Origin of the sequence: Luteolibacter arcticus, assembly GCF_025950235.1 — a bacterium.
Taxonomy (GTDB): domain Bacteria; phylum Verrucomicrobiota; class Verrucomicrobiia; order Verrucomicrobiales; family Akkermansiaceae; genus Haloferula; species Haloferula arctica.
Genome location: NZ_JAPDDT010000003.1, coordinates 493,178 through 516,190, shown reverse-complemented (window position 1 = coordinate 516,190; position 23,013 = coordinate 493,178). Strand labels below are relative to the sequence as shown.

Below are 23,013 nucleotides of genomic sequence, written 5' to 3'. Positions count from 1 at the left end.
GATTAGCGGCCGGTGCCGAGGGTGGCCACGCGGCGGTCATCGGCGACGGCGATGCGGTTGATCACGATCTCCACGCCGGGAACGCCGCGGGCAGTGGACTCGGCGGTGGCCTTCACTTCGGCAGACGGGGCGGTGCCGCCCAAGGTGAGCACGCGGCCCTCAAGGTCGATGGTGACGTCGGCTCCGCGGAGGCGCTTGTCTTGGGAAAAGACGGCGTGAAGAGCTTCGCGGATGGCATTTTTGCCCGGGGTTTTTCCGGACATGCCTTCCATGGACAGGCTGCGGGTGATGTCTAGGCCGTCGCCGGACACCGCGCTGACACCTGTGACGCGGGCTTGGCGGACCAGCAGGTCTTTCTCGCCCTGGGTGCCGACTTCGCCGGCGAGGACGACCTTTCCTCCATGGACCGAGACGGTGATGTTCAGGCCGTCGTGAAGCGGATCATCCGCGATGTCGCGTTCGATCTGCCAGCGGATCGCCTTGTCGCCGCGGGACGATTTGCCGGTCGAGCTGAGGCGGTTGTCGATGGATTGCACACCGGGGACCTCGGAGGCGAGTTCGCGAGCGATCTCCTGCTCGTCCCAAGTGCCGACTTGGCCATCGAGCATCACCTGCTTGTTGCTGACGGTGACGATGATCGATTTTGCATCGATGCCGGGAGCGGCGGCGAGCTTGCGGGTGATTTCCCCGGCGATCTGCTCGTCGCTGGAGCGGATGGATGAGACCTTGAGCTCGGAAATGACGCCGCGAACGGCGTCGACCGACTTGGTGCGTTCCACCGCACGCTCGGCTTGATTGAGGGTGGCGACGCGGCCGCTCAGGGTCGCGATGCCCTGGTTCACGGAAATCTTGATGCTGTCCTCGGCGAGGCGTTCATCGGCGCTGAAGGTCATGCCGATGAATTCGGCGAGGCCAGCGTTGTCTTGCGGGACGACTTCGGGAACGGCCTGGGCGGTCGCGATCGTGAAAGCGGTCAGGGCCAGGAGGCGGCGGGTGGTGCGAGCGAAACTGAAATTCTTCATGGCGGTTGCGTTCGGAGTTGGTTCTCGATCGCAAGCGCCGTGCCGTTGGGGATGGACGCTGTTTTTCAAACAGTTAGGCCGGTTGGGAGGCTGTGCAGGCCGTGGAAATCGAGCAGCTCGCATCCGGGAGGGTGCATTTTTCACGCTAGCTCCGGGCTGGGTCGGAGGGTCCGCGTGATGGAAGCAGGAGGCCCTTGGACTGCTGGCGATTCTTCGCAGCTTTTGAATGGGGGTGGAGGCGGGCTCTTCCTCGGGGGACGGGGGCGATCTTGCGGGGTCGCTTCATTCCATCCGAACGGAATGCCTGACCGTTCACTCGGAGAGCTGCGAAGAATCGCAGCAGTCCGAGGGCGGCTGCGCCGCGGTCATGTAGCGCCGCTCAGGGGTGCTTCTTTTGCTCGCCCGCCTTCTCGTCGTCGGTCTCGTCGGTCTCGTCGGTCTCGTCCTCGTCTTCGTCGTCTTCGTCTTCGTCTTCGTCGGCTTCGTCAGCCTCATCGTCGGCTTCCTCCTCAGGGACCTCCGTCAGGGCGTCGAGGTCGGGGACTGGTCCGGAGAGGGCTTCTTCCGTAGGCTCATCACCGGCAGCGGCCTCGGCTGCAGCTTCGGAAGAGGCTTCGGGTTCGGCGGAGGCTTCGCCTTCAGCGGGGATCTCTTCTTCTGGCTCGGGCATGCGGCCGCCGCTTTCGAGGAGCAGGATGACTTCCTCCTGCACCTTGTCGACTTGGGAAAGGGGGATGTCCGGGTCGCGGACGATGAAGACGTCGCCGAGCTTGCGGTGCTCATACACGCGGAGGATGCCGCTGGGGGTGCGCTGGGTGTCGGTCTCGCGGAGGACCTTCTGGCGCTCTAGCATCACGGCGAGGATGTAGCGGACGTTTTCGGTGTGCTCTTCCTCCTCCTCGACCAAGCGGCGCAGCAGTTCCTCGGGGCTTTCCCGCTTGAAGGCGTCGTCCTTTTTCTCTCCGGCGACGGGGGCGTGGTAGATGGTCTTCCAGAAGGACAGCGGCTTCTCATCCTCGGCGGTGCGGGCCTTCCAGGCTTCCAAGCAGAAATCCTTCCGCATGTAGCCGGAGGATTCCGGGTCGGGAAAGAGCGCGGTCATGATCGCCTCGCCGTCTTCAAAGGCGCGCTCGGTGGAGGAGCAGGCGCGGGAACGGGAGCGGATATGCCAGGATTCTTGGAGGGCCATTATTTACGAAATTTGGGGAATTGAGAGAGTGGGTTAATTGGGTTATTGAGGAGATGGGGGATGGAAGGCCTTTCCTCAATGTCTCAATCTCCCAATCTCCTACTCTCTCAATTTCCCGATCTCCTATGCTTCTGCCGGGATGAACTTGCGGAGGGTCTGGTAGATCGGGCGGCCGGCGAGGCGGCGCTGGAAGAGGAAGAGGGCGATGATGCCGAAGACGGCATTCGGCAACCAGGCGGCGAGCACGGGCTTGATATGACCGGAATCGCCGAGGCTGAGGAAGATATTCGAGAGGAATAGCATCCCGGCGCAGAGGAAGACCGCGACCGCTACGCCACCGCTGGCCCCGCGACGGGTGAAGACGACGCCGAGCGGCACCGCGAGCAGGACGACCACGAGGCAATTGATCGGCTGGGCCCAGCGGTAGTGCCACTGGGTGAGGTGGCCGCCGCGGCTGGCCCAGGTGCCGAGCGGATTTGCGGAGAGCCAGTCATTGAGATCAGGAATGCCGAGTTGCGCGGCGGGCAAGCCGGGGCGGATGAGCGCGGCGGGAACCTCGCTCCAGCCTTTCACCACCAGCGGGTCCGGCGGCGGGTCCTTGGTGAAGTCGGGCGACTGGCCATCGGGAGCGGTGCCCGAGGTGCAGTCGGCGATCCGCGGGTCGGTGAAGATCCAGTTGCGGGTCATGGGCGACCACGCGGCGGTCTTGGCGGAAATGATCTTCGCCAGGGAGCCGTCCGGGTTTTCCTGGATGACGGTCACGCGCCGCAGCGGTGCGCCCTTGTGGTAGTCGGGGGGGAAGGAGCCGATCATCCACAGCCGGCGGTCGTCGAAATTGCGGAAGCGGATGTTCGGTTCGGCCGCGCTGTCCTGGCCCTTGGCCTTGCGGAGGATGGCATTCTCCGCGGCCACGGCGGCGGGAGCCCACTGGTAATTGAGCCCGGCACACAGCAAGGCGGCGAGGGCACCGCCGACGAAGAATGGCAGCGTCAGGCGGGCGAGTCCGCGGCCGGTCTGGATCATGGCCACGATCTCGCGCGAGCGGGAGAGGCGGCCGAGGCAATAGAGGATGGAAAGCAGAAGCGAGTAGGGCAGGAGGGTGACGATGACCTCCGGCAGCCGGGCCAGGTAGAGCTGGGCGGCGAATCCGGCGGCGTCCTTGCTGTCCTTGAGGTCGTCCAGATTGTCGCCGAGATCGGCGATCAGCCAAACCGCGAAGAGGCCCACGAGACAGATCAGGAAGATGCTCACGAATTGCCGTGAGACGTAGCGGGCGAGGGTATCGCCGACGTAATAAAGCGCGCCGCCGATCGCCGGCAGGAAGCACAGGACGACGGCGATGATCGGCCGCAGCAGGTGGGCCTTGGCCTGGACGTCGGGGAAGCTGTCGAGCTGCTGTTGGACGGCCGCCTGCTCAAGGGGGCCGACCCTCAGGGCAAGCAGCGCTCCAGCGAGGGCAAGGAGCAGGGGAACGAGGATGCGCGGCATGACGGGCGTGGCCCGGAGCATGCGGTGGAACGGTCGTTTGTAAAGGCCGTCGGTTGACTCCCGATGACAGAGGGGAGGAAACAACGAAACGAGCGAAACGAACGAAATCTAAACAGTCTGAAGTTGAATCCTCCTGCCTTACCTTTCGTCGATTTCGTTCGTTTCGTTGTTCTCCCTTCCGATTGGCGCTTGGCTTTCCGGCCGCGTCCCGGCGCAATGTGGCTCGCATGATTTCCACCCTCGAGGGACAGCCGCTGCCCGACGCATTCGTCGAGGAAATCGGGCTGGCTTTTTCCAATGAGGGCAGCATGGCGCGGTCGCGGGACTTCGAGTTCCGGCCGGAGCAGCAGCAGCTCGCGATGGCGGTGGCGCAGGCGCTGGTGGAAAAGCGCTGCCTCGTCGCCGAGGCGGGCACCGGCGTCGGCAAATCGCTGGCCTATCTGATTCCCGCGGCGCGCTTCGCGCTGCAAACGGGGCGGAAGGCGATCATTTCCACCCATACGATCAATCTACAGGAGCAGCTCATCCGGAAGGACATCCCGATTGTCCGCAAGCTGCTGGGCCACGAGCTGCCAGCGGTCCTTTTGAAAGGCCGGCAGAATTACCTGTGCCCGGCGCGGCTCAAGCGGGCCTTCGAGCAATCCGGCGATCTCTTCACCTCCACCGAGAGCGAGGAACTGGAGCAGATCCGCCGTTGGGCGGAGGCGACGCAGGATGGCACGCTGAGCGATCTGGAGTTCCAGCCATCGATGAAGGTCTGGCTGCAGGTTTGCTCGGAGGCCCACATCTGCACCGCGCGCTACTGCGGGCCGCGGGGGAATTGCTTTTTCCAAGAGGCCCGCAAGGCCGCGGCCGAGGCGAAGCTGGTGGTGGTGAACCACACGCTGTTCTTCGCGCTGATGGACACCGGCGAGAACCTGGAGCAGGAGCGGCCGTCCGGCTTCCTGTTCCCGAATGACTTCGTGGTGCTGGATGAAGCGCACACGCTGGAGCAGGTCGCGGCGGTGCAGCTCGGCCTGCGGGTCAGCCAGGCGGGGATGCGCTTCGATCTCCAGCGGCTCTACAATCCGCGGACCAAGAAGGGCGTGCTGCGGTCGTTCCGGAAGTCCTCGGCGCTGTTTGCGGTGGAGGAGGCACTGAAGGCGGCGGACGAGTTTTTCGGCGACCTGGGCCATGCGGCGAGCTTCGGCGAATACTCGAAAGAATGGCGCGTCCGCCAGCCGGAGCTGGTGCCGAACCGCGCGGCTGAACCTTTGCGGAAGCTCTGGCAGGAGATCGATGCCTTGGCCGCCGATGTCGAAAGCGAGACCACCAAGGCCGAGCTTCAGGATGCCTCGCGGAAGCTGCGCGAGGCCCACGGGGCGATCGGCTGCTTCCTCGACCAGAGCAGCGACGACAACGTCCATTGGATCGAACGCTCGGGCCGGGACGAAAGCCTGTTTTCACTCCACGCCGCGCCGATCCATGTGGCGGACAAGCTGCGGCCGCTGCTTTTCGGCGAGGGCAAGAGCTGCATCATGACCAGCGCCACGCTGGGGGTGGGGGACCCGCTGCTCGGCTGGTTCCGCGGCCGGGTGGGGGCGGAGGAGGTGCCCGCGCTGTGCATCGGCAGCCCTTTCGATTTCGAGCGGCAGATGAAAATCCGCATCTGGAAGAACATGCCCGAGCCGAGCAGCCCGCAGTACGGCAAGGCCATGATCGAGGCGATCCGCGCCGCGGTGGAGGCGAGCGAGGGCAAGGCCTTCGTGCTCTTCACCAGCTACCGCACGATGCGGGATGCGGCGGAGAAGTTAAGGAAACACTTCGAGGGGAATGGCTGGCGGCTGTTAGTGCAAGGCGACGGCATGCCGCGGCACCGGATGGTGGAGGAATTCCGCCGGGACGTGCACAGCGTGCTCTTCGGCACGGACAGCTTTTGGACCGGCGTGGACGTGCCGGGGGAGACGCTTTCAAACGTGGTGGTGACGCGGCTGCCCTTCGCGGTGCCGGATCACCCGCTGACCCAGTCGCGGTTGGAAGCGCTTGAGGCAGAGGGCGGCAACCCCTTCATGGACTACTCGGTGCCGGAGGCGATTCTCAAGCTGCGCCAAGGTGTCGGCCGCCTGATCCGGACGGCGAAGGACAGCGGGCTGGTGAGCATCCTGGACAACCGGATTCTCACGAAGCGCTACGGGCGCTTGTTTTTGGATGCCTTGCCGAAGGCACCGGTGGAGATTGTTCAATAGGTCGTATAGGTCATGTGAGACCTATCTCTGAAGCGCTCACGGCTGCCTTCAAAAGTCCGGCGCTCCATTGGCCGGGAGCCGTGGGAGCATCGCCGAGGTAGCCGTAGTTCAGCACCGAGCCGTACTGGGCGCAGAGCAGGCGTGAGACCGGGGCGAGGCGACCCATGCCCATGAGGGAAAGGGGGAGGGGAAGGGGCTGGGTAAGCAGGCCCGCGAGCTTGGCGAGATCGGCCATGTGGTGCAGGCGGACCGCTGCCTTGAAGCACGCGGCACCGGCTGTCGCCGCCTGCTCGGCCATTGCGGGGATTTTGCCAAAGGAGTCCGCCCGGCCTTCGAAATCGTGCCACGAGGCCACCCACGGCACGCCCAGCGCGGCGGATTTCTCCAATACCCCGGCCATTTCGCCGGCTGAAACCAGCTCGACATCGATGAGCGCGGCTTCCTCCAGCACCGACTCCAGCAATTGGCTCCGCCGTTCCGGGCTCAGATCGCCCGCGCCACCCTCGTCGCCGCGGCGGGCGGTGAAGAGGATCGGCAGGCCCGAAAGGTGCGCCCATGGGCGGGTTTCCGGGTGCTCCAACAGGTCCAGACGGACCTCCAATAGGTCGCAGGCTGCCAAGGCATGTTGATAGGTGGTAGCTGCTAGGCTATCCACATTTCCGAAACTCCCCACGACCCGCGGTTGTGCAGGGTTCAGAATCACTTGCGGACGGCTCACTGCGGCAGCAGAAACGGCAGCCCGCGCGCCTGTCAACTGCATCGGTCGATGCTCCGCGTCTCCGATGTAAATACCGGATGGATTTTTCTCCTTCGCGGCGCGAATTTCTCTGGTCAATACAGGGACCCATTCCCTAGTTCTCCAAAAACCGAAAGCCCACCAATGAAACATTGTCCACGTTCATTCCGTAGGACGGCGCTCGCCGCCGTCACCGCTTCCGTTGCTGCCCTCGCGTTCCTGGCGGTCCCGGCCCATGCCCAAGGCAAGGCCGATGTGGGCAATATGATCTTCGACGACATCCCGTCGCCAGACGTGCAGGGAGTCAAAGGAAAGAATTTCAAGCCGAAGGATTGGCTCGAGGTGGAAGCCGGCATCAAGATCCCGGCCACGAATGCCGAACAGAAGAAGGCCGGCTTCATCGATCAGGTGACCGTGAAGTGGTACGTCGCCTTCAAGAATCCCGAGGGCAAGAACTTCATCAAGCTCACCAAGACCATCATCCACATCAACGTGCCGGTGGATGAGGAGATCTTCAGCTCGGTCTACATGTCGCCGAGCATGCTCAAGCGCGTGACCGGCAAGGACAAGGCCGGCAAGGGCGACGTCGAAGCGGTCGGCATCGAAGTCCTGGTCAATGGCGAGAAGGTCGGCCAGGCCGCCCAGAAGAAGCCGGACAAATGGTGGGAAGCCGGCAGCCTTTCCGATCAGAGCGACAAGTTCCCGCTCCTGAACAAGGATGAAACTCCGTTCGCGATGGCCTGGTGGGATCGCTACGCCGAGATCCAGAAGGAGCGTTGATTCTCTTCCGCGTCCCCGTTTTCCGACGCTAAAACCCCGTTTTTCCCAAAGCCCGTCATGGCTGACACACAGTCCTCAATTGCCCTCAACATCGGCTCCCAACGCGTGAGCATGGCCGTGTTCGAACCGTCGAAATCCGGCGGCCTCGTTCTCAAGGCCTACGACAGCGAAGTGATCCTCGCCGATCCGTCCACCGAAGCATCCCGTCCGGCACAGATCGGCTTTGCGATCGGCCAGCTCGCCCAGCGCTTGAAGGCCGGTAAAGCCCGGGTCCGCTACGCGGTCTCCGGCCAGTCCGTCTTCACCCGCTTCGTGAAGCTGCCACCGCTGGGTGACGACGATATCGAACAGCTCGTCACCTTCGAGGCCCAGCAGCACGTTCCTTTCCCGCTCAACGAAGTCGTCTGGGATTACGAGATCCTCGAAAGCGCCGGTGAGAAGGAAGTCGTGATCGTCGCCATCAAGGCGGAGTCGCTCGACGAACTCAATGAGTCGGTCACCAGCTCCGGCCTCACCACCGCTGAGGTGGATGTGGCCCCGATGGCCCTCTACAATGCCTTCCGCGCCGCTTACCCGGCCGTGAGCGAACCGGTGCTATTGATCGACATCGGTGCGAAGTCCACCGACCTGCTCTACATCGAGGGCAAGCGCTTCTTCACCCGCAGCGTGAACCGCGGCGGTGTCTCGATCACCTCCGCGATCTCCAAGGAATACGGCGTTTCCTTCCCCGAGGCTGAAGGTCACAAGACCCACGGCGGTCTGGTTGCACTCGGCGGCGGTCACACCGAGCAGCTCGATGAAACGACCGCTGCGCTGGCCACCACGATCCGCAACGCGCTCGGCCAGCTTCCCGCGGAAATCGCCCGCACGACCAACTACTATCGCAGCCAGCAGGGTGGCAATGCGCCGAAGCGCATCATCCTGGCCGGTGGCGGTGCGAACCTGCCCTACACCAAGGAGTTCTTCGAAGAGAAGCTCCACCTGCCGGTCGAGTTCTTCAATCCGGTCGGCGCGGTCGCCGTCGGCAAGAATGTGGACACCGACAAGCTCGGTCGCGAAGCCCACCTGATGGGGGAACTCATCGGTCTCGGCCTGCGCGCCACCGGCAAGTCGTCGATCAACATCGACCTCGTCCCGACCAAGGTTCAGGCCGCCCGCCAGGTGGAGAAGCAGAAGCCATTCTTCATCGGTGCTGCCGCCGCCTTCCTGGTCGGTCTCGCCGCCTGGGCAGTGCTCGGCAGCTTGGCCGCCGCCAAGGCCAAAGACGAGGCGCAGAAGATGACCGAGCAGAAGGATCAGCTCAAGAGCGTGGCGGATCCGATCGAAAGCCAGTTCAAGAAGGAGGACCAGCTCGTCGCCCTCGCGACCCAATACACCGATACCGAGGCCGCCCGGACCTTCTGGCCGGAACTGATCCAGGAGATTCAGGCCGGCTTTGCCAGCGACTCCGCGTGGATCACCGACTTTGATCCGGTCTTCAACTACAACCCGCTCGGCACCCCCGAGGACATCAAGAAGTCGAAGTCCACGGTGAAGAGCGAGTTCTTCACTGCGGGCTACGGCGTCACCGGGTTGGAAAACATCAAGATCGAGCAAAAGGTCGATAGCAGGGGCAAGCCGGTCAAGCTGGCCCCGGGTGAGAAGGAGCCGATTGCCGCTGCCAATGCCATTCGCCTCAAGGGCTTCTGGCGCGCCGGCGAAGGTAATCCCCGCGGCAGCAACTTGATCTACGACCTGATCAAGCGCCTCCGCGACAATCCCCAGCACCTCCGCTTCACCGCCGTCGGCACCGACCCCAAGGGCAAGCCGATGGATGTGACGCTGGAGGACCCCCAGCTCGTCAAACAGCTCGAAAGCGCCCCGCTCGAATCTGAATTCGCAGCTCCTTTCGAGGTCATCATCCCGCTTTCCCGCGAGGTCCCCATCAAGTGATTTTTCAAAACCCTTTTAACACGCCTCGACCATGAGCTGGATCCAGGAAAACAAATTTGCCGCCGGCTTGGGCGGCATCACCGCCGTTGCCGCCGCGGGCCTCATCTTCTGGGGTGTCAAAGCCTCGGGCGACTATACCGCTGCCAAGGACGAATATACCACCGCCGCCGACGAGGTGGAGAAGATGGCACAGGCCAAGGTCTATCCGAGCGAGGCGAACCTTCAGGCCAAGAAGAAGGCCGTGACCGACTATGAGAAGTCGGTGGGCGACATGCAGAAGGCCTTCGACAAATTCCGCGCGCCGACTCCGCCAAACGTGGATCCCGCCGCTTTCAGCGATACCCTGCTCAAGGCCAAGGATGTCGCCAAGAAGGCCTTCGACGAAGTGCGGCCGCAGGCGACCGAGTTGCCGGGCGAGTTCTTCCTCGGCCTCGAAGCCTACACCACGTCCCCGCCGGAACGGGGTGCCACCGGCATCCTGACCTATCAGCTTGAAGCACTCAGCGAGCTGATGGCGAATCTTGCCGCTGCGGGCCCGACCAAGCTGATCAACATCCACCGTCCCCAGCTTGAGGAGGAGAGTGGCAAGCCGTTCGATGCCAAGGGCAAGTCGTACCGGGCCCTGCCGGTCGAGGTCTCGTTCTACGGAAATGAGGCTTCGCTGCGCAAGTTCGTCTCTTCACTCGATGATTCGAAAGCGCATTACTACGTGGTGCGCTCGATCCGGGTGATCAATGAGAAGGCCAAGGCCCCGACGGCCGCCGATGGCAACTTCGAAACCGGTGAAGATGAAGCCAAGCCGGAAGGCGGCGCTGCTGCCGATCCCTTCGGCGGTGCTGGTGGTGCCGGTGGCTTCGTGCTGCCCGGTGATGAACCCGCCGCCCCGCCTGCCGATGGTGCTGCACCTGCACCTGCCGGAGCTCCTGCGGCAGCGCCAGCCGATGCCGCCGCTCCTGCTGCCGGTGGTGATGGAGTGATCCTCCAGCAGGTCCTCGGATCCGAGAAGCTCAACGTTTTCCTGCGGATCGATATCATTCAGTTCCTTGAAGCCCCCGTCGACGCGAAGAAGGCCTCCGTCGAAGCGAAGAAGGCCACTGTCGAAGCTCAGAAACCCTAAAACCTGTTACTTCCATGTCCCAGCTTCCAAAGAACTTCGAAAAAATCCTGCTTGGCGTTGGCGGCGTGGCCGCCGTTGCATTCGCCGGCTTGGGTTTCATGAAATCCGGCGCCGTTGAGGCCGACTTTGCCCGCGATGTCCCCTCGACCGGGGGCAAGGCGATCGAAGTGCCCGAGGCGCCCGCCGCTTCCAAGGCGGTTTCCTCGCTCACCTCCAACCGGGTGATCGAACAGGCCGAGCATGACGGCAGCCCGGTGGACACCTTCGTCGGGATTCCGCTGTTTGCCGACAAGAACGACGCGACCAAGTCGGTCGATCCCCGTAAAGGCGAACCGGTCCACCCGGGCATTCCCAACAAGTGGTGGCTCGAGACCAAGGCCGACATGACCTTCGCAAATTCCCCGGATCGAGACGACGACGGCGATGGCTTCACCAACCGCCAGGAATTCGAGGGCAAGACCCATCCGGTCGATGCCAAGGACTTCCCGCCGCTGGTCACGAAGTTGGCTTACATCAAGGACGAGTCCACGATGTGGTATGTCCAGTTCGGTCTGGAATCCGGTGGCAAGTGGGCGCCCCGTTTCGTCGGACTCGCTCCAGGCACCACCACCCGCCTCCAGAACCGCGTCAGCGCGGTGGAGATGCTCAGCCCGGGAGACACCTTCTTCAAGGAGGGCGTCTTCGCCAACCGCTTCAAATTCACCGGGCTAGAGGAACGCGACTTCACCAGCGAGAAAACGAAGCTGACCCAGAAGGTGAAAATCGCGCTCTACGAGGAGCTCAAGGAGAACAAGAAGGGCACCAAGTATGAGTCGCGGGCCGGCCTGCCGGATGCCGAGCTGGAGGCCAACGCCTACCATGACCGGATCGCCGTGCTTGACCTGAAGGCCATCGGCTTCGGAGGCAAGGAATTCAAGGTCGAGGAAATGACCAAATTCGCGCTCCCGCCGGATGCTCCAACGAAGGATTACCTGCTCAAGAAAGTCACGCCCGCGGGGATCGAAGTTGAGTACGCCGACAAGGACGGAAAGACCCAAACCCTCGAAATTCCGAAGGGCGGCACGCCTTAACACTAAATCAAACTGTTTTTGAAAATAGCGCTTCCCAACCGCCGAACAGCTCGGCAGAACACAGCCCCAACCATGCAAAAAACGCCAATGCATCGCACCTGCAGCACCGCCGCCGCCCTCATGGCAGTGGCCGCTGTGATGCCGGTCACGCTGACAGTCGCCAACGCCGGAGAAGGATATTCCGGCGGCGGTAGCTACAGCGGACTTGCCCAGAAAGAAATGATCCGCCGCCAGAACGCGGTCGCCACTTCGGACAAGCTCCGCGACGAAGGTCGCGAAGCGTATGCCAAGGGCGACTACAAGGTGGCCGTGGACAAGTACAAAGCCGCTCTGGACGCTCTGCCAGATGCGCCCATGGTCCAGGACCGCCGGACCTATCTTACCCAGCTTCTTGCTGATGGTTCGTCCGCCCTCGGCGAACAGTATCGCAAGCTCGGCAAGTACGATGAGGCCCGCCAGCTCGCCACCGACGTGCTCGCGCTGAACCCGAACAACGCGGAAGCCAAGCGCCTGCAGGATTATCTCGACGATCCGATCCGCACCAACCCGGCGCTCACCTTCGAGCACACGCAGAACACCGACGAAGTCCGCCGCAAGCTCTACATCGCTGAAGGCAACTACAACCTCGGGAAGTTCGACGACGCGCACCGGACCTACGAGGACGTCATCCGCATCGACCCTTACAACAAGGCTGCCCGTCGTGGCATGGAGCAGGTCGCCCAGGCCCGCGCTGACTACTACCGCGCCGCCTACGATCACACTCGCGCCCAGCTTCTCGCTGAAGTGGACCGCGCCTGGGAGTTGGCCGTGCCTCCGATCGTGACCGAAGATCTGAGCGATCAAGGAACGGCCGTCCAGAACAGCGGTGCGACTTACATCATCAACAAGCTTCGCACGATCATCATCCCGGTGATCGACTTCGACAACACCTCGGTTGAAGAAGCCATCGACTTCCTTCGTGTCCGTGCCAACGAGTTCGACACCCAGGAGCTCGACCCGGCCAAGAAGGGCATCAACTTCGTCATCCGCAAGCCGCGTGGCGGTGCCGGTGCCGATCCGGCCCTGGAAGACGCCGCCGCAGGTGGTCTCGGTGCAACTCAAGACCCCGGTGCCCTGCGCATCGACCAACTGAGCCTGCGCAACGTGCCGCTTGCCGAAGTCCTTCGCTACATCTGCGAAAAGACCAAGCTGCGCTACAAGGTGGACGACTACGCCGTTACCCTGGTGCCTGCCACCGAGACCGGTGAAGACCTGATCAACCGCACCTTCAACGTGCCGCCGGACTTCCTCGCTCGCCTTGGTGGCAGCGTTGGTGCCGACGCGGGCGGTGGTGGTGGCGACGACCCGTTCGCGACCGACGGCGGCACCGGTGGTGCTTCCATCAAGCCGCGTCCGAAGATCGGCGACGTGCTCAAGGAGCAAGGTGTGGCCCCGGTGGACGGTTCTTCCGCCACCCTGACCGGCTCCAAGCTGGTGGTGCGCGACACCCCGACCAACGTCGACCGCATCGAAGCGCTGGTGCAGTCGGTGGTGACCGAAGCTCCGAAGCAGGTGAAGATCTCCACCAAGTTCGTGGAAATCTCCCAGGAGAACACCGACGAGCTCGGCTTCGACTGGATCGTCTCGCCCTTCGGCCTTTCCGCCAACCAAGTCTTCGCCAGCGGTGGCACGGTCGGCAACGGCCAGGCCCGCACGAACACCGACTTCATCACCGATGTTGCCGGCGTGACCATCCCGGGGATCCCGGCTGACCCGAGCACCGATGTGACCAACATCGTGACCGCGGGCAACCGCACGGGTCTCGGCGCGGTCAACCGCAACAGCATCGACGCCATCCTGAACAACACCGACCGCTCCGACACGAGCGCGACCCCGGCTCCGGGCATTGCCGCCCTGACCGGTCTGTTCTCCGATGGCCAGGTGCAGATGATCATGCGCGGTCTCGCCCAGAAGAAGGGCACCGACCTGATGACCGCTCCGAGCATCACCGCTCGCTCCGGTGAGAAGGCGCTGATCGAAATCATCCGCGAATTCATCTACCCGACCGAATACGAGCCCCCGGAACTTCCGAACTCGATCGGCAGCAGCTTCTCCGACGGCGGTGGCCTTGGTGGCCTCGGTGGCGGTGCAAGCTCCTTCCCGGTCACTCCGGCCACTCCGACCTCGTTCGAGACCCGGAACACCGGTATCACGCTGGAAATCGAGCCGACCATCGGTGGCAATGACTTCGTGATCGACCTCCGCTTCGCACCGGAAATCGTCGAGTTCGAAGGCTTCGTCAACTACGGCAGCCCGATCCAATCGCCAGCGACCGACTTCCTCGGCAACCCGACGACGGTGACCATCACCGAAAACCGGATCGAAATGCCGGTCTTCTCGACCCGCCGCGTGACCACGGCGCTGACCATCTATGACGGCTACACCGTCGCGGTCGGCGGCCTGATGCGCGAGGACGTGCAGACGGTTGAGGACAAGGTGCCGATTTTCGGTGACATCCCGATCGTTGGCCGCCTGTTCCAGTCCCGCGCGGAGAACCGGATCAAGAGCAATCTGATCATCTTCGTGACCGCGCAGATCATCGATGCCACCGGCCGTCCGCTCCGCGGAGTCGATTCGATGCAGCCGGCTCCATCCACCACGCCTGACGGCATGGGTGACGTGTCCGTCGGTGGTGGCGATGCAACCGTCCTGCCGATGCCGCCTCCGTAAGGATCGCAGCGGTACATGATGTTTCCAAACGGGCGGGGATTGATTCCCCGCCCGTTTTTTTGTCCCTGCGGGGACCGCTCATTTCGGCGTTGCCCGAACCATCCTTCGGGCGTCAATTTCGGGCGTGCTCGTCTTTGGCCTCAGCGGCGGGATCGCCAGCGGGAAATCGACCGCCTGCCGGATCCTCGGGGAAGTTTGCCCCGGTGCGGTGATCTTTGATGCGGATGCCTGCGTGCACCGCCTTTACGAGAGTGACCCGGTGGTCGTCTCCGGCGTCCGCGCGCGCTTTGGCGGTGGGGTGATCGGCGGATCCGGCGGGGTGGATCGACCGGCGCTACGGCAAGCCGTCTTCGGCGATGCGGCGGCCCGGCGCGACCTGGAGGCGATCGTTCATCCCCGGGTGTGGGAGGAATGTCTTGAATCTTTGGCTGCCGCCCGCAAACTACCGGCGTCCCTGTTCGTGGCGGACATTCCGCTCCTGTTCGAGAACGCCTTCGATTTCGGGCAGCACGGAAACCTTCTGGTGGCGGCCGGTCTCGAAACCCGGTACCGGCGGATCCGCAACCGGAATGGCTTCGACGATGCCACCATTGCTTCCATTCTCGCGGCGCAGATGCCGCAGGAGGAGAAGCTGCGCAGGGCCGACCATGTTTTATGGAACGAGGGACCACCCTCGGTTCTCGAGGCGCAGTGGCTGCGCTTCCTTCAATCCCACGCCATCATGAGCGACGATACCCGCCTGCCTGAAACTCCTGCCGCCGAACCGGCTGTCCAGGAAGCAGCCCCCTTGCCCCAGACCATCGATATCAATGCCTTCCGCCTGAAGCCGCTCGGCGAGCTGCTGACGATGGCCGAGGCCGTGCCCGCACGAATCACTCCGGGGGCGCCGAAAACGCAGCTCGTGTTCGAGTTGCTTAGCTTCTACGCGAATGAAGGAGCGAATTTGATCGGCGAGGGAATCGTCGAGCAGGCGAAGGAGAACTATGCTATGCTGCGCGACCCGGCCCGGAGCTTCCGGACCTCGCCGGATGACCTCTACATCAATGGCCACCTGCTGCGGGACCACGCCCTGCGCGCCGGCAACCGGGTGAAGGTGCGGATCCGTGCGCCGCGTGACCGCGACAAGTATCTTTCCGCCGTCGAGATCCTCGAGATCGAGGGCATCCCCGCTGCCGAATACAAGACCCCGAAGGAATTCGACAAGCTCACCCCGCTGTTTCCCGACCGCAGGATCGTCCTCGAAGCGGACGGGCCGGAGGCAGTGGGCGTCCGCGTGTTGGACCTCGTGGCCCCGCTTGGCAAGGGCCAGCGCGGCTTGATCGTCGCCCCGCCGCGTGGTGGCAAGACGATCCTGCTGAAGCAGATCGCCAAGGCGATTCGCCGCAATCACCCGGAGATCGAGTTGATCGTGGTGCTGCTGGATGAGCGGCCGGAGGAAGTGACGGATTTCGAGGAGACGGTGGGAACCACCGTGTATGCCTCCACCTTCGATGAGGCACCCCGGCGTCACGCGCAGGTCGCCGATTTGGTGATCGAGCGGGCCCGGCGCCTGGTGGAGCAGGGGAAGGATGTCGTGCTATTGCTGGACAGCCTCACCCGGCTCGCCCGCGGCCACAACTCCGCCAACCAAGGCGGCCCGATCGGCAGCGGCGGCGTCAGCCCGGTGGCCCTCCAGAAATCGCGCAAATTCTTCGGCAATGCCCGCAATGTCGAAGAAGGCGGCAGCCTGACCGTGCTCGCCACCGCCCTGATCGAGACCGAAAGCCGGATGGACGACGTAATCTTCGAGGAATTCAAGGGCACCGGCAACATGGAGGTCCGGCTGGACCGGGAGCTGGCGGAACGGCGCGTTTACCCCGCGATTCATATTCCCCAGAGCGGCACTCGCAATGACGAGCGCCTGTATCATCCAGATGAATTCCTGAAGGTGTTGGATCTACGTAAGCAGCTTGCCCAGTTGCCGATCGGTGACGCCATCGAGATGCTTTTGAAAAACCTCAAGGCGACGAAGACGAATGCCGAGCTTCTACTTCGCGGGCTGCGGTGATGCACGTTGTAAAGACCTTGTAACAGCCTTTGCAGGGATGTTTCAAGATGCTTGAAACATCAAGCGATTCAGTGCGATGTGCCGCCGACAATTCTTCTTGTCAAAGCGAAAGGCACGCGGAAGGTTTCGCCTCATGCAAACCCACCGGCTGGTATCCACAGCAGCAACTATTCTCGGACTTACCCTGACGGCCGCGCGATCCGACATCTATTTGGAACTCGGCATCAACAAGCGCCATGTCCAGACGGCGGGCAGTGTGGTTCGATTCGATCACGGTGAATTGAACCTTTTCGTGCGGGATGGAATCGTTCTTCTCGCTGCCTGCACGAGCGATCCTGAGTTGTATTTCTATGGTCCGCACCTCGGGTGTGCCTTGGGCATCACGGGATATGTTGCAGCGGGTGACTTCAACGGCGATGGCGTGAGCGACGCCAATCAGTATTGGTCGATCGAAGGCGTCGTGCGTGCGCTCCTGATTGCCCCTTCTCGCCCTCAGGAGTGCTCCCTGCTGTCGGCTCCGCCAAGCAAGCTGCCCCGGCCACTGCGGATTTTCCGCGATGGTGCGGTGACGGTGTTCCACGATCTCCGCACCCCGCAGGTCACCCAGTATAACATTTCCCGATATGAGATGATCCGTCGTTACGGTTCGGTCCGTCAGGAAGAGACCTTGGTGGCCTCAGGGATCCTCGAACCCCCCCTCGCCATCCCGATTCCTGAGACTGGTTTCCTTCAGGTGGTGGTGACGGGTGCGGACATTGTCGGCTCGCCACTCTCCATCGACGTCCCGGTGGCGATTGAAGTGGATGGACTGGAGATCGTTCCGTTCTTCGCGGAAGAATGGGGTGAGAATGTCCGTGTTGCCTTGGCGGCCACCCCGGCCATTGCGAACTTTTACTCAGTGACCGGCACTGGCGCGAACATCGTCCTCACGGAGATCACTCCCAATGGCAACGATTCCACGCTGAACCTCGCGATCCTACCCGGCAGAACTGGCGCCGGTGCTCCCGGCCCTTCCTTCACTACGGATTCGTTGCCGATCAATTCCAGTATCGATACCCTCAGTGGAGTGGTTTCCGGCCCTCCCGCCGTCGCGCTGAAGCAGATGAACGAGGAGCTCGTGACGGGCCGCTACGTGTTTGGCTTCCCGAGCCTCCTCAATCCTAACGTTCCGCTTTCGATACCTGTCACCATCGTGCCGAACGTGGAAGCCTTCGGCTCGAATCCGCGGGTGAAAGGCGGCTTCCGTTTCACTTCCGGATCCTACCTGGATGGTTACTATCAGATGGATCCGCGTGTGATCAATACGATCCGCTGGGAAGGAAACGACCTGAACAAGGTCGTTCCTGGAGATAATATCTTCTTCTCGATCCTGAATCCGGCGGAAGATACCATCACGTTCCCTCCCACCGTTCCCCAAACTCCGGTGATCCTCTCCACTCCGGCGGTCCAGAGCTACACTCTGCCACCATCGTTCTTCGATGTCGGTGAGGAAGGCGTGATCGACCTCCGCTACCAACGCGCGCTTCCGATCAGCAATATTTCCTGGGATCGCTCCAGGCGTGAGTTCCGGACGAAGGTCAGGTTCGTGGACTCCTATGCCGGTTACGCCCAAGACGCGTTCCCGCTCGGAACCACTGGCGACACCACGCCCGCTGGCGACTTCGATCGCGACGGCATGTCGAATGTCGAGGAATACGCCTACCACTTCCCGTCCAATGAGGCGATCAGCACCGCCGCTCGCCAGCAGTTTGTGCCGCAGCCTGTTCCGGAGTCGGGTATTGGTGGGTTTCCTCTGCTGGTCGAAGAGTTCAACCGCGCCCTCCTCGCCGTCGCGGAGCCGATCATTGACTCAGATGAGCAGCCACCGGGTGTCGTGGGTCCAGTACTTGACGACACCGGCCGACTGGTGGTTCGGGTTCCGAGGAGAGAGAATACCGGTTCCAGCTTGCGCTACGATTTCTCGGAGGTGACGACGAACGCCAAGGGCAAGACCAAGACGAAGAAGATCAAAATCGGCCCCCGCACTCCCTATGAGGTCATCATTGAGGACAATGTGACGGCCACCCGTGAAGTTCGAATCGAAGTGAACGTGCTGAACCCGGCAACCCGGGAAATTTACTTCATCCGGCCTCAGGCGATTCCGACGATTGTCAATTTGAACCAAGATTACGTGACGCTGCGGAGCCGGAATCCGGTCAAGCCGGGCAAGCCCCTGCCGAACATTCAAGTCAAGCTCACCGCGCTCGATCTGCGACAATAATCTCGCAATCCCCGCGGGCTTCGGGAAACCTCGTTTCCCGCCAGCTCTCGATAAGAGCTCCGGAGCCTGTCATAGGGGTCCGGAGCTTTTCCATGGAGCCCATTCGCTTTTTCCATGTCGTCACCTGTTTTGGTCCACACGTCTGAAGATCTTGCAGCGCTCTTGAGTCGCTCGGAACCCTCGGACCTTTGCGCCATCGATACCGAGGCGGACAGCCTCCATCGCTACCGCGAATCCCTCTGTCTGGTACAGTTCTCCTGCTCTGGGGAGAATGTCCTGATCGACCCTCTCGAGATCGAAAATCTTGCACCTCTGGGAGCCTTCCTCGAGGGGCGGACCGTGTGGATGCACGGGGCCGATTACGACATGACCATGCTGCGCCGGTCCTTCGGGGTTCTGCCGCCGGCGGTCTATGACACCCAGATCGGTGCCCGGCTGCTCGGGGTGAGGCGTTTCGGTTTGGCGGATCTGGTCGAGCTGTATTTCGGCGTGGTGCTCTCCAAATCGTCGCAGAAGGCGGATTGGGGCAAGCGCCCACTCTCGCCGAAGATGATGGAATACGCGCTCAACGACGTGCATTTCCTGCTGCCGATGGGAGAGAAAATCTCCGCGGAGCTTCAGTCGAAGGGCCGCTACGAATGGTTCCTGGAAAGCTGCGATGCCGCTCGTATCAAGGTGCTGGAGCGGGATGAGACGCGCGGGGAGCCGTGGAGGATCCAGGGGTCCGGCAGGCTGGATCGCTGCGGCCTGAATTTTCTCAAGTCGCTGTGGGAATGGCGGGATCTCGAGGCCTCCTCGTGGGATCGCCCGTCCTTCATGGTGGCGACCAATCGACAACTCATCGACTGGAGCCTGTCGCTCGCGGCGGCCAAACGAATCGAGATCCCGCCCCACTACCGCCCGGAACGTCGCAAGCGCTTGACCGACGCCTTGGAAGTCGCGCGCGCCCGCGATCCCCAGGAGTGGCCGGAGAAACCTCGCGGCCTGCGGAGGCGGCGCGATTCGGAATTTGACGCCCGCGTGGCGGCCTTGATTTCGCTCCGCGATGCCAAGGCGGCGGCGCTCGATATCGACGGCTCCTTGATTGCTCCACGCTCCCTCATCGAGTTGATTGCAGACGGTGAAGCGACTCCGGAAGAGGTGCTGCTGAACTGGCAGCGCGAGTGTCTCGGGATGGCCTGATTTGAAGCCTTTTACGGGGATTGTAAGAGGTTGATTTTAAGTCGATTGGGTGAGGTCAAAAATAGCGGGATTTTATCCTGCATTTTGGCAATCAGTCCTTGTCTACGGTGCGGGCATTTCAGACCTTTTGCGCGCCCATGTCCGAAGAGCATCAGGAGCCTGAAAAGGCCGATACGAACGTCAGCGGAGACCAGGAGTACGGTGCCGCGCAGATCGACAAACTCGAAGGCTTGGAGGCCGTCCGCAAGCGCCCCGGCATGTACATCGGCGACCCCGATGAGCGCGGCCTGCATCACTGCGTCTTCGAGGTTCTCGACAACTCGATCGACGAACACCTCGCCGGCTATTGCGATCGCATCAGGGTCTCGATCCACGTCGATGGCTCGATCTCCGTCGCTGACAACGGCCGCGGCATTCCCGTCGATATCCACCCGAAGTTTGGCATACCCGCGGTCGAGCTGGTGCTGACCAATCTCCACGCCGGAGGCAAGTTCGGCCAAGGCGCCTACAAATACTCCGGCGGTCTCCACGGCGTCGGTGCGAAGTGCGTCAACGCGCTCTCCGATTGGTTCAAGGCCGAGGTCTATCGCGGGGGCAAGGTCCATGCGATCTCCTTCGAGCGCGGCAAGACCACCCAGCCGCTGCACGTGGTCGGCGAGGTGGATCCGAAGCGCACCGGCACGACGATCACCTTCTTCCCGGACGCGACGATCTTTGTCGATACCATCGAGTTCCAGTTCGACCGGCTCTCGACCCGCCTGCGCGAACTCGCCTTCCTCAATCCCGGCCTGACCATCGATCTCGAGGACGAGCGGCCGGAGTCGGCGCGCAAGACGTCCTTCTTCTATGCGAAGGGCATCATCGAGTTCGTCAACGAGCTCGGGAAGAACAAGACGGTCATCCACGACGAGCCGGTCACCATTAACGGCAAGCGCCAGATCGACATCGATTATGATGGCAAGCAGTCGCAGGAGGATGTCTTCGCCGACATCGTCTTCCAATACAACGACTCCTACAACGACCAGATCCTCTGCTTCGCGAACTCGATCCCGAATGCGGACGGCGGCACCCACCTTACCGGTTTCCGCACGGCACTGACCCGCGGCATCAACCAGTATGCCAAGGCCAACAAGATCCTGAAGGAAAAGGATGTCGCTCTAACAGGCGATGACGTCCGCGAAGGTCTGGTCTGCGTGATTTCGGTCAAGATGCCGAGCCCGCGCTTCTCCTCGCAGACCAAGGGCAAGCTGGTGAACTCGGAGATCGAGGGCGTGGTTTCCTCAATCGTCTATGAGGGCCTGGTCCAGTACTTCGACGAGAACCCGGCGCTGGCGAAGAAGATCATCGAGAAGTCTCTGAATGCTGCCCGTGCCCGCGAGGCTGCCCGCAAGGCCCGCGAGACGGTGCGCAAGTCCGCGCTTTCCGGCGGCGGCCTGCCCGGCAAGCTGGCCGACTGTTCGGAGCGCGATCCGGCGAAGTCCGAGCTCTACATTGTCGAAGGTGACTCCGCAGGTGGCTCGGCCAAGCAAGGCCGGGATCGCCGCACGCAGGCCATCCTGCCGCTGCGCGGAAAGCTCATCAACGTCGAGAAGGCCCGCCTTCACCGCGCGCTTCAGAACAAGGAAATCCAGAACCTGATCACCGCGATCGGTGCCGGCATCGGCGATGGCGAGCAGGATGGATCCTTCAACATCGACAAGGTCCGCTATCACAAGGTCGTCATCATGACCGATGCCGACGTCGACGGCTCGCACATCCGCACGCTGCTACTGACCTTCTTTTGCCGTCACATGCCGGAGCTGGTGAAGCGGGGTTTCCTCTACATCGCGCAGCCGCCTCTCTACCTCGTGACGCGCAAGAAGCGCTCCGAGTACGTGCAGGATAATGACCAGCTCAACCGGATCCTCATTGAGCTCGGATCCAGCGAAGTGGAACTCCGGACGCAGGATCAGTCCCGCAGCTTCTCTGCGGACGAGCTCAAGACGATCCTGGAAAACCTGTCCTCGCTTTCCCGCTACTCGAACTCGATCGAGGGCAACGGTGGCCGCTTCAAGGACTACCTCGCCGCCCGTAGCGGGGGACGTCTGCCGGAATACATGGTCCGCGTCCGTATTGGCAATGAGGAGAGCGTCCTTTACTTCGCGGACGAGGAAGCACTCCGGGCCTATGCCACGGAGAACCGTGATCTTCGTCTCTTCGACGAGCCTCTGAGCGACGAGGTTCACGCCGCGCACACGGGTCCTTCCCGTCGCGCCAATCTCCACGAGCTTCACGAGTCCCACGCGATTGCCAAGATCTTCAGCCGCCTCAATGAGAGCGGCATCGATACCGCGAAGTTCTCGGATGACGATACGCCGCTCTTCGAGCTGCTCGAAGGCGATGGCGAGAAGCAGAAGATTCACCCGGTCTTTTCCTTGCCGGAGGTCCTCGTGCGCGTCTTGGAAATCGCCAGCCGCGGCGTCCAGATCAAGCGCTTCAAGGGTCTCGGCGAAATGAACGCCAAGCAGCTCTTCGAAACCACCATGGACCCGGGGACCCGTCAGTTCCTGCGCGTCCGCCTGGATGAAGACAACGCCGTCGAGGCCGACAAGATGTTCGACGTCCTCATGGGCGACATCGTCGAGCCGCGGAAGCGCTTCATCGAGGACAACGCGTTGAACGTTCGGAATCTGGATGTGTGATCGATGCCCGGTGACGATCCAAAGCTGACAAGGGAGCGGATTCTAGCTGCCCTTGATGCTCTCGACGCGATTCTCCAAGGGAAAGGCGTCATGGGGGAGCTTTGCATCTTTGGCGGTGCCACGATGATCCTTGCGTTCGATGCCCGTTTATCCACCCGGGATGTCGATGCGGTGTTCATCCCCAAGAGCGAAATCTCCAAGGCGGCAGAGCAGGTGGCGGAAGATCTGGAACTCCCGGCTTCCTGGCTGAACGATGGCGTCAAGGGATTCGTCTCGGCAGCGGGCGAACTGACAGATGAAGGCATGCCGCAGTGGCCGAATCTCCGCATTCTCCGACCGTCCACCCGCTACCTTCTGGCGATGAAGTGCATGGCGAGCCGCGTCGCCGGCTACGACACCGGGGGGGACAGGGGAGACATCGTGTTGCTCTGCAAGGAACTCGGGTTCACTTCGAGCAGGGAAATTCTTGATGTCGTCGCCGGCTACTGTCCGGCGGACATGATCCCCGCGAAGGCTGCGTTCTTCATCGAGGAGATCGTCGGGGAGATGGAAGGAGGCGCGTTTTGAAAGCACTC

General features: G+C 62.4%; 15 protein-coding genes. 11 read left to right on the top strand and 4 right to left on the bottom strand.

The window, feature by feature from the left end; genetic code table 11:
- Positions 1-2 precede the first annotated feature (2 nt).
- From OKA05_RS10350 to OKA05_RS10340, 3 genes are all read right to left on the bottom strand, one after another.
- Complete coding sequence (locus OKA05_RS10350) at positions 3-1,022, bottom strand: BON domain-containing protein (RefSeq protein WP_264487059.1); 1,020 nt, start codon at positions 1,020-1,022, stop codon at positions 3-5.
- Between the two features lie 379 nt (positions 1,023-1,401).
- A complete protein-coding gene (locus OKA05_RS10345; RefSeq protein WP_264487058.1) occupies positions 1,402-2,211 on the bottom strand; it encodes a hypothetical protein in 810 nt (269 codons plus the stop codon).
- 123 nt (positions 2,212-2,334) lie between these two features.
- Positions 2,335-3,699: an LptF/LptG family permease gene (locus tag OKA05_RS10340; protein ID WP_264487057.1), complete on the bottom strand. Its 1,365-nt coding sequence runs from the start codon at positions 3,697-3,699 to the stop codon at positions 2,335-2,337.
- Between the two features lie 227 nt (positions 3,700-3,926).
- On the opposite strand from OKA05_RS10340, the gene OKA05_RS10335 reads away from it, so the two are divergent.
- Positions 3,927-5,924: an ATP-dependent DNA helicase gene (locus tag OKA05_RS10335; RefSeq protein WP_264487056.1), complete on the top strand. Its 1,998-nt coding sequence runs from the start codon at positions 3,927-3,929 to the stop codon at positions 5,922-5,924.
- Between the two features lie 10 nt (positions 5,925-5,934).
- Here the strand turns inward: OKA05_RS10335 and OKA05_RS10330 are convergent, their stop codons facing one another.
- Complete coding sequence (locus tag OKA05_RS10330) at positions 5,935-6,543, bottom strand: type I 3-dehydroquinate dehydratase (RefSeq protein WP_264487055.1); 609 nt, start codon at positions 6,541-6,543, stop codon at positions 5,935-5,937.
- A gap of 261 nt (positions 6,544-6,804) precedes the next feature.
- On the opposite strand from OKA05_RS10330, the gene OKA05_RS10325 reads away from it, so the two are divergent.
- The 10 genes from OKA05_RS10325 (at position 6,805) to OKA05_RS10280 (ending at position 23,005) form a co-directional block, all read left to right on the top strand.
- Positions 6,805-7,440 (top strand): Amuc_1102 family pilus-like protein, encoded by a 636-nt coding sequence (locus tag OKA05_RS10325; RefSeq protein ID WP_264487054.1) that lies wholly within the window; start codon positions 6,805-6,807, stop codon positions 7,438-7,440.
- Between the two features lie 57 nt (positions 7,441-7,497).
- Positions 7,498-9,372 carry an Amuc_1101 family PilM-like pilus complex protein gene (mul2B, locus tag OKA05_RS10320; protein WP_264487053.1) on the top strand — a complete coding sequence of 625 codons (1,875 nt, stop codon included), beginning with the start codon at positions 7,498-7,500 and terminating at the stop codon, positions 9,370-9,372.
- Positions 9,373-9,403: 31 nt separating this feature from the next.
- Complete coding sequence (locus OKA05_RS10315; RefSeq protein ID WP_264487052.1) at positions 9,404-10,489, top strand: Amuc_1100 family pilus-like protein; 1,086 nt, start codon at positions 9,404-9,406, stop codon at positions 10,487-10,489.
- 14 nt (positions 10,490-10,503) lie between these two features.
- Complete coding sequence (locus tag OKA05_RS10310) at positions 10,504-11,559, top strand: Amuc_1099 family pilus-like system protein (RefSeq protein WP_264487051.1); 1,056 nt, start codon at positions 10,504-10,506, stop codon at positions 11,557-11,559.
- 87 nt (positions 11,560-11,646) lie between these two features.
- The gene (locus OKA05_RS10305) at positions 11,647-14,268 is read left to right on the top strand and encodes an Amuc_1098 family type IV pilus outer membrane protein (RefSeq protein WP_264487050.1); all 2,622 of its coding nucleotides are present in this window, start codon (positions 11,647-11,649) and stop codon (positions 14,266-14,268) included.
- Between the two features lie 124 nt (positions 14,269-14,392).
- Complete coding sequence (rho, locus tag OKA05_RS10300; RefSeq protein WP_264487049.1) at positions 14,393-16,315, top strand: transcription termination factor Rho; 1,923 nt, start codon at positions 14,393-14,395, stop codon at positions 16,313-16,315.
- Positions 16,316-16,448: 133 nt separating this feature from the next.
- A complete protein-coding gene (locus tag OKA05_RS10295) occupies positions 16,449-18,575 on the top strand; it encodes a hypothetical protein (RefSeq protein ID WP_264487048.1) in 2,127 nt (708 codons plus the stop codon).
- A 114-nt stretch (positions 18,576-18,689) separates the two neighbouring features.
- Positions 18,690-19,757, top strand: coding sequence for a ribonuclease D (locus OKA05_RS10290; protein WP_264487047.1), 1,068 nt, complete (start codon positions 18,690-18,692; stop codon positions 19,755-19,757).
- A 137-nt stretch (positions 19,758-19,894) separates the two neighbouring features.
- Entirely contained in the window at positions 19,895-22,438 is a 2,544-nt protein-coding gene (gene gyrB, locus OKA05_RS10285; protein WP_264487046.1) for a DNA topoisomerase (ATP-hydrolyzing) subunit B, read from the top strand.
- Between the two features lie 90 nt (positions 22,439-22,528).
- Complete coding sequence (locus OKA05_RS10280; protein ID WP_264487045.1) at positions 22,529-23,005, top strand: hypothetical protein; 477 nt, start codon at positions 22,529-22,531, stop codon at positions 23,003-23,005.
- Positions 23,006-23,013: the final 8 nt, after the last annotated feature.

Bases quoted from the DNA above. Each gene is read 5' to 3' on its own strand.
- OKA05_RS10290 (WP_264487047.1), top strand. From the start codon at position 18,690: ATGTCGTCACCTGTTTTGGTCCACACGTCTGAAGATCTTGCAGCGCTC.
- OKA05_RS10295 (WP_264487048.1), top strand. From the start codon at position 16,449: ATGCAAACCCACCGGCTGGTATCCACAGCAGCAACTATTCTCGGACTT.
- OKA05_RS10325 (WP_264487054.1), top strand. From the start codon at position 6,805: ATGAAACATTGTCCACGTTCATTCCGTAGGACGGCGCTCGCCGCCGTC.
- OKA05_RS10350 (WP_264487059.1), bottom strand. From the start codon at position 1,022: ATGAAGAATTTCAGTTTCGCTCGCACCACCCGCCGCCTCCTGGCCCTG.
- OKA05_RS10310 (WP_264487051.1), top strand. From the start codon at position 10,504: ATGTCCCAGCTTCCAAAGAACTTCGAAAAAATCCTGCTTGGCGTTGGC.
- OKA05_RS10315 (WP_264487052.1), top strand. From the start codon at position 9,404: ATGAGCTGGATCCAGGAAAACAAATTTGCCGCCGGCTTGGGCGGCATC.
- gyrB (WP_264487046.1), top strand. From the start codon at position 19,895: ATGTCCGAAGAGCATCAGGAGCCTGAAAAGGCCGATACGAACGTCAGC.
- OKA05_RS10345 (WP_264487058.1), bottom strand. From the start codon at position 2,211: ATGGCCCTCCAAGAATCCTGGCATATCCGCTCCCGTTCCCGCGCCTGC.
- OKA05_RS10305 (WP_264487050.1), top strand. From the start codon at position 11,647: ATGCATCGCACCTGCAGCACCGCCGCCGCCCTCATGGCAGTGGCCGCT.
- OKA05_RS10335 (WP_264487056.1), top strand. From the start codon at position 3,927: ATGATTTCCACCCTCGAGGGACAGCCGCTGCCCGACGCATTCGTCGAG.
- OKA05_RS10340 (WP_264487057.1), bottom strand. From the start codon at position 3,699: ATGCCGCGCATCCTCGTTCCCCTGCTCCTTGCCCTCGCTGGAGCGCTG.
- mul2B (WP_264487053.1), top strand. From the start codon at position 7,498: ATGGCTGACACACAGTCCTCAATTGCCCTCAACATCGGCTCCCAACGC.
- OKA05_RS10280 (WP_264487045.1), top strand. From the start codon at position 22,529: ATGGGGGAGCTTTGCATCTTTGGCGGTGCCACGATGATCCTTGCGTTC.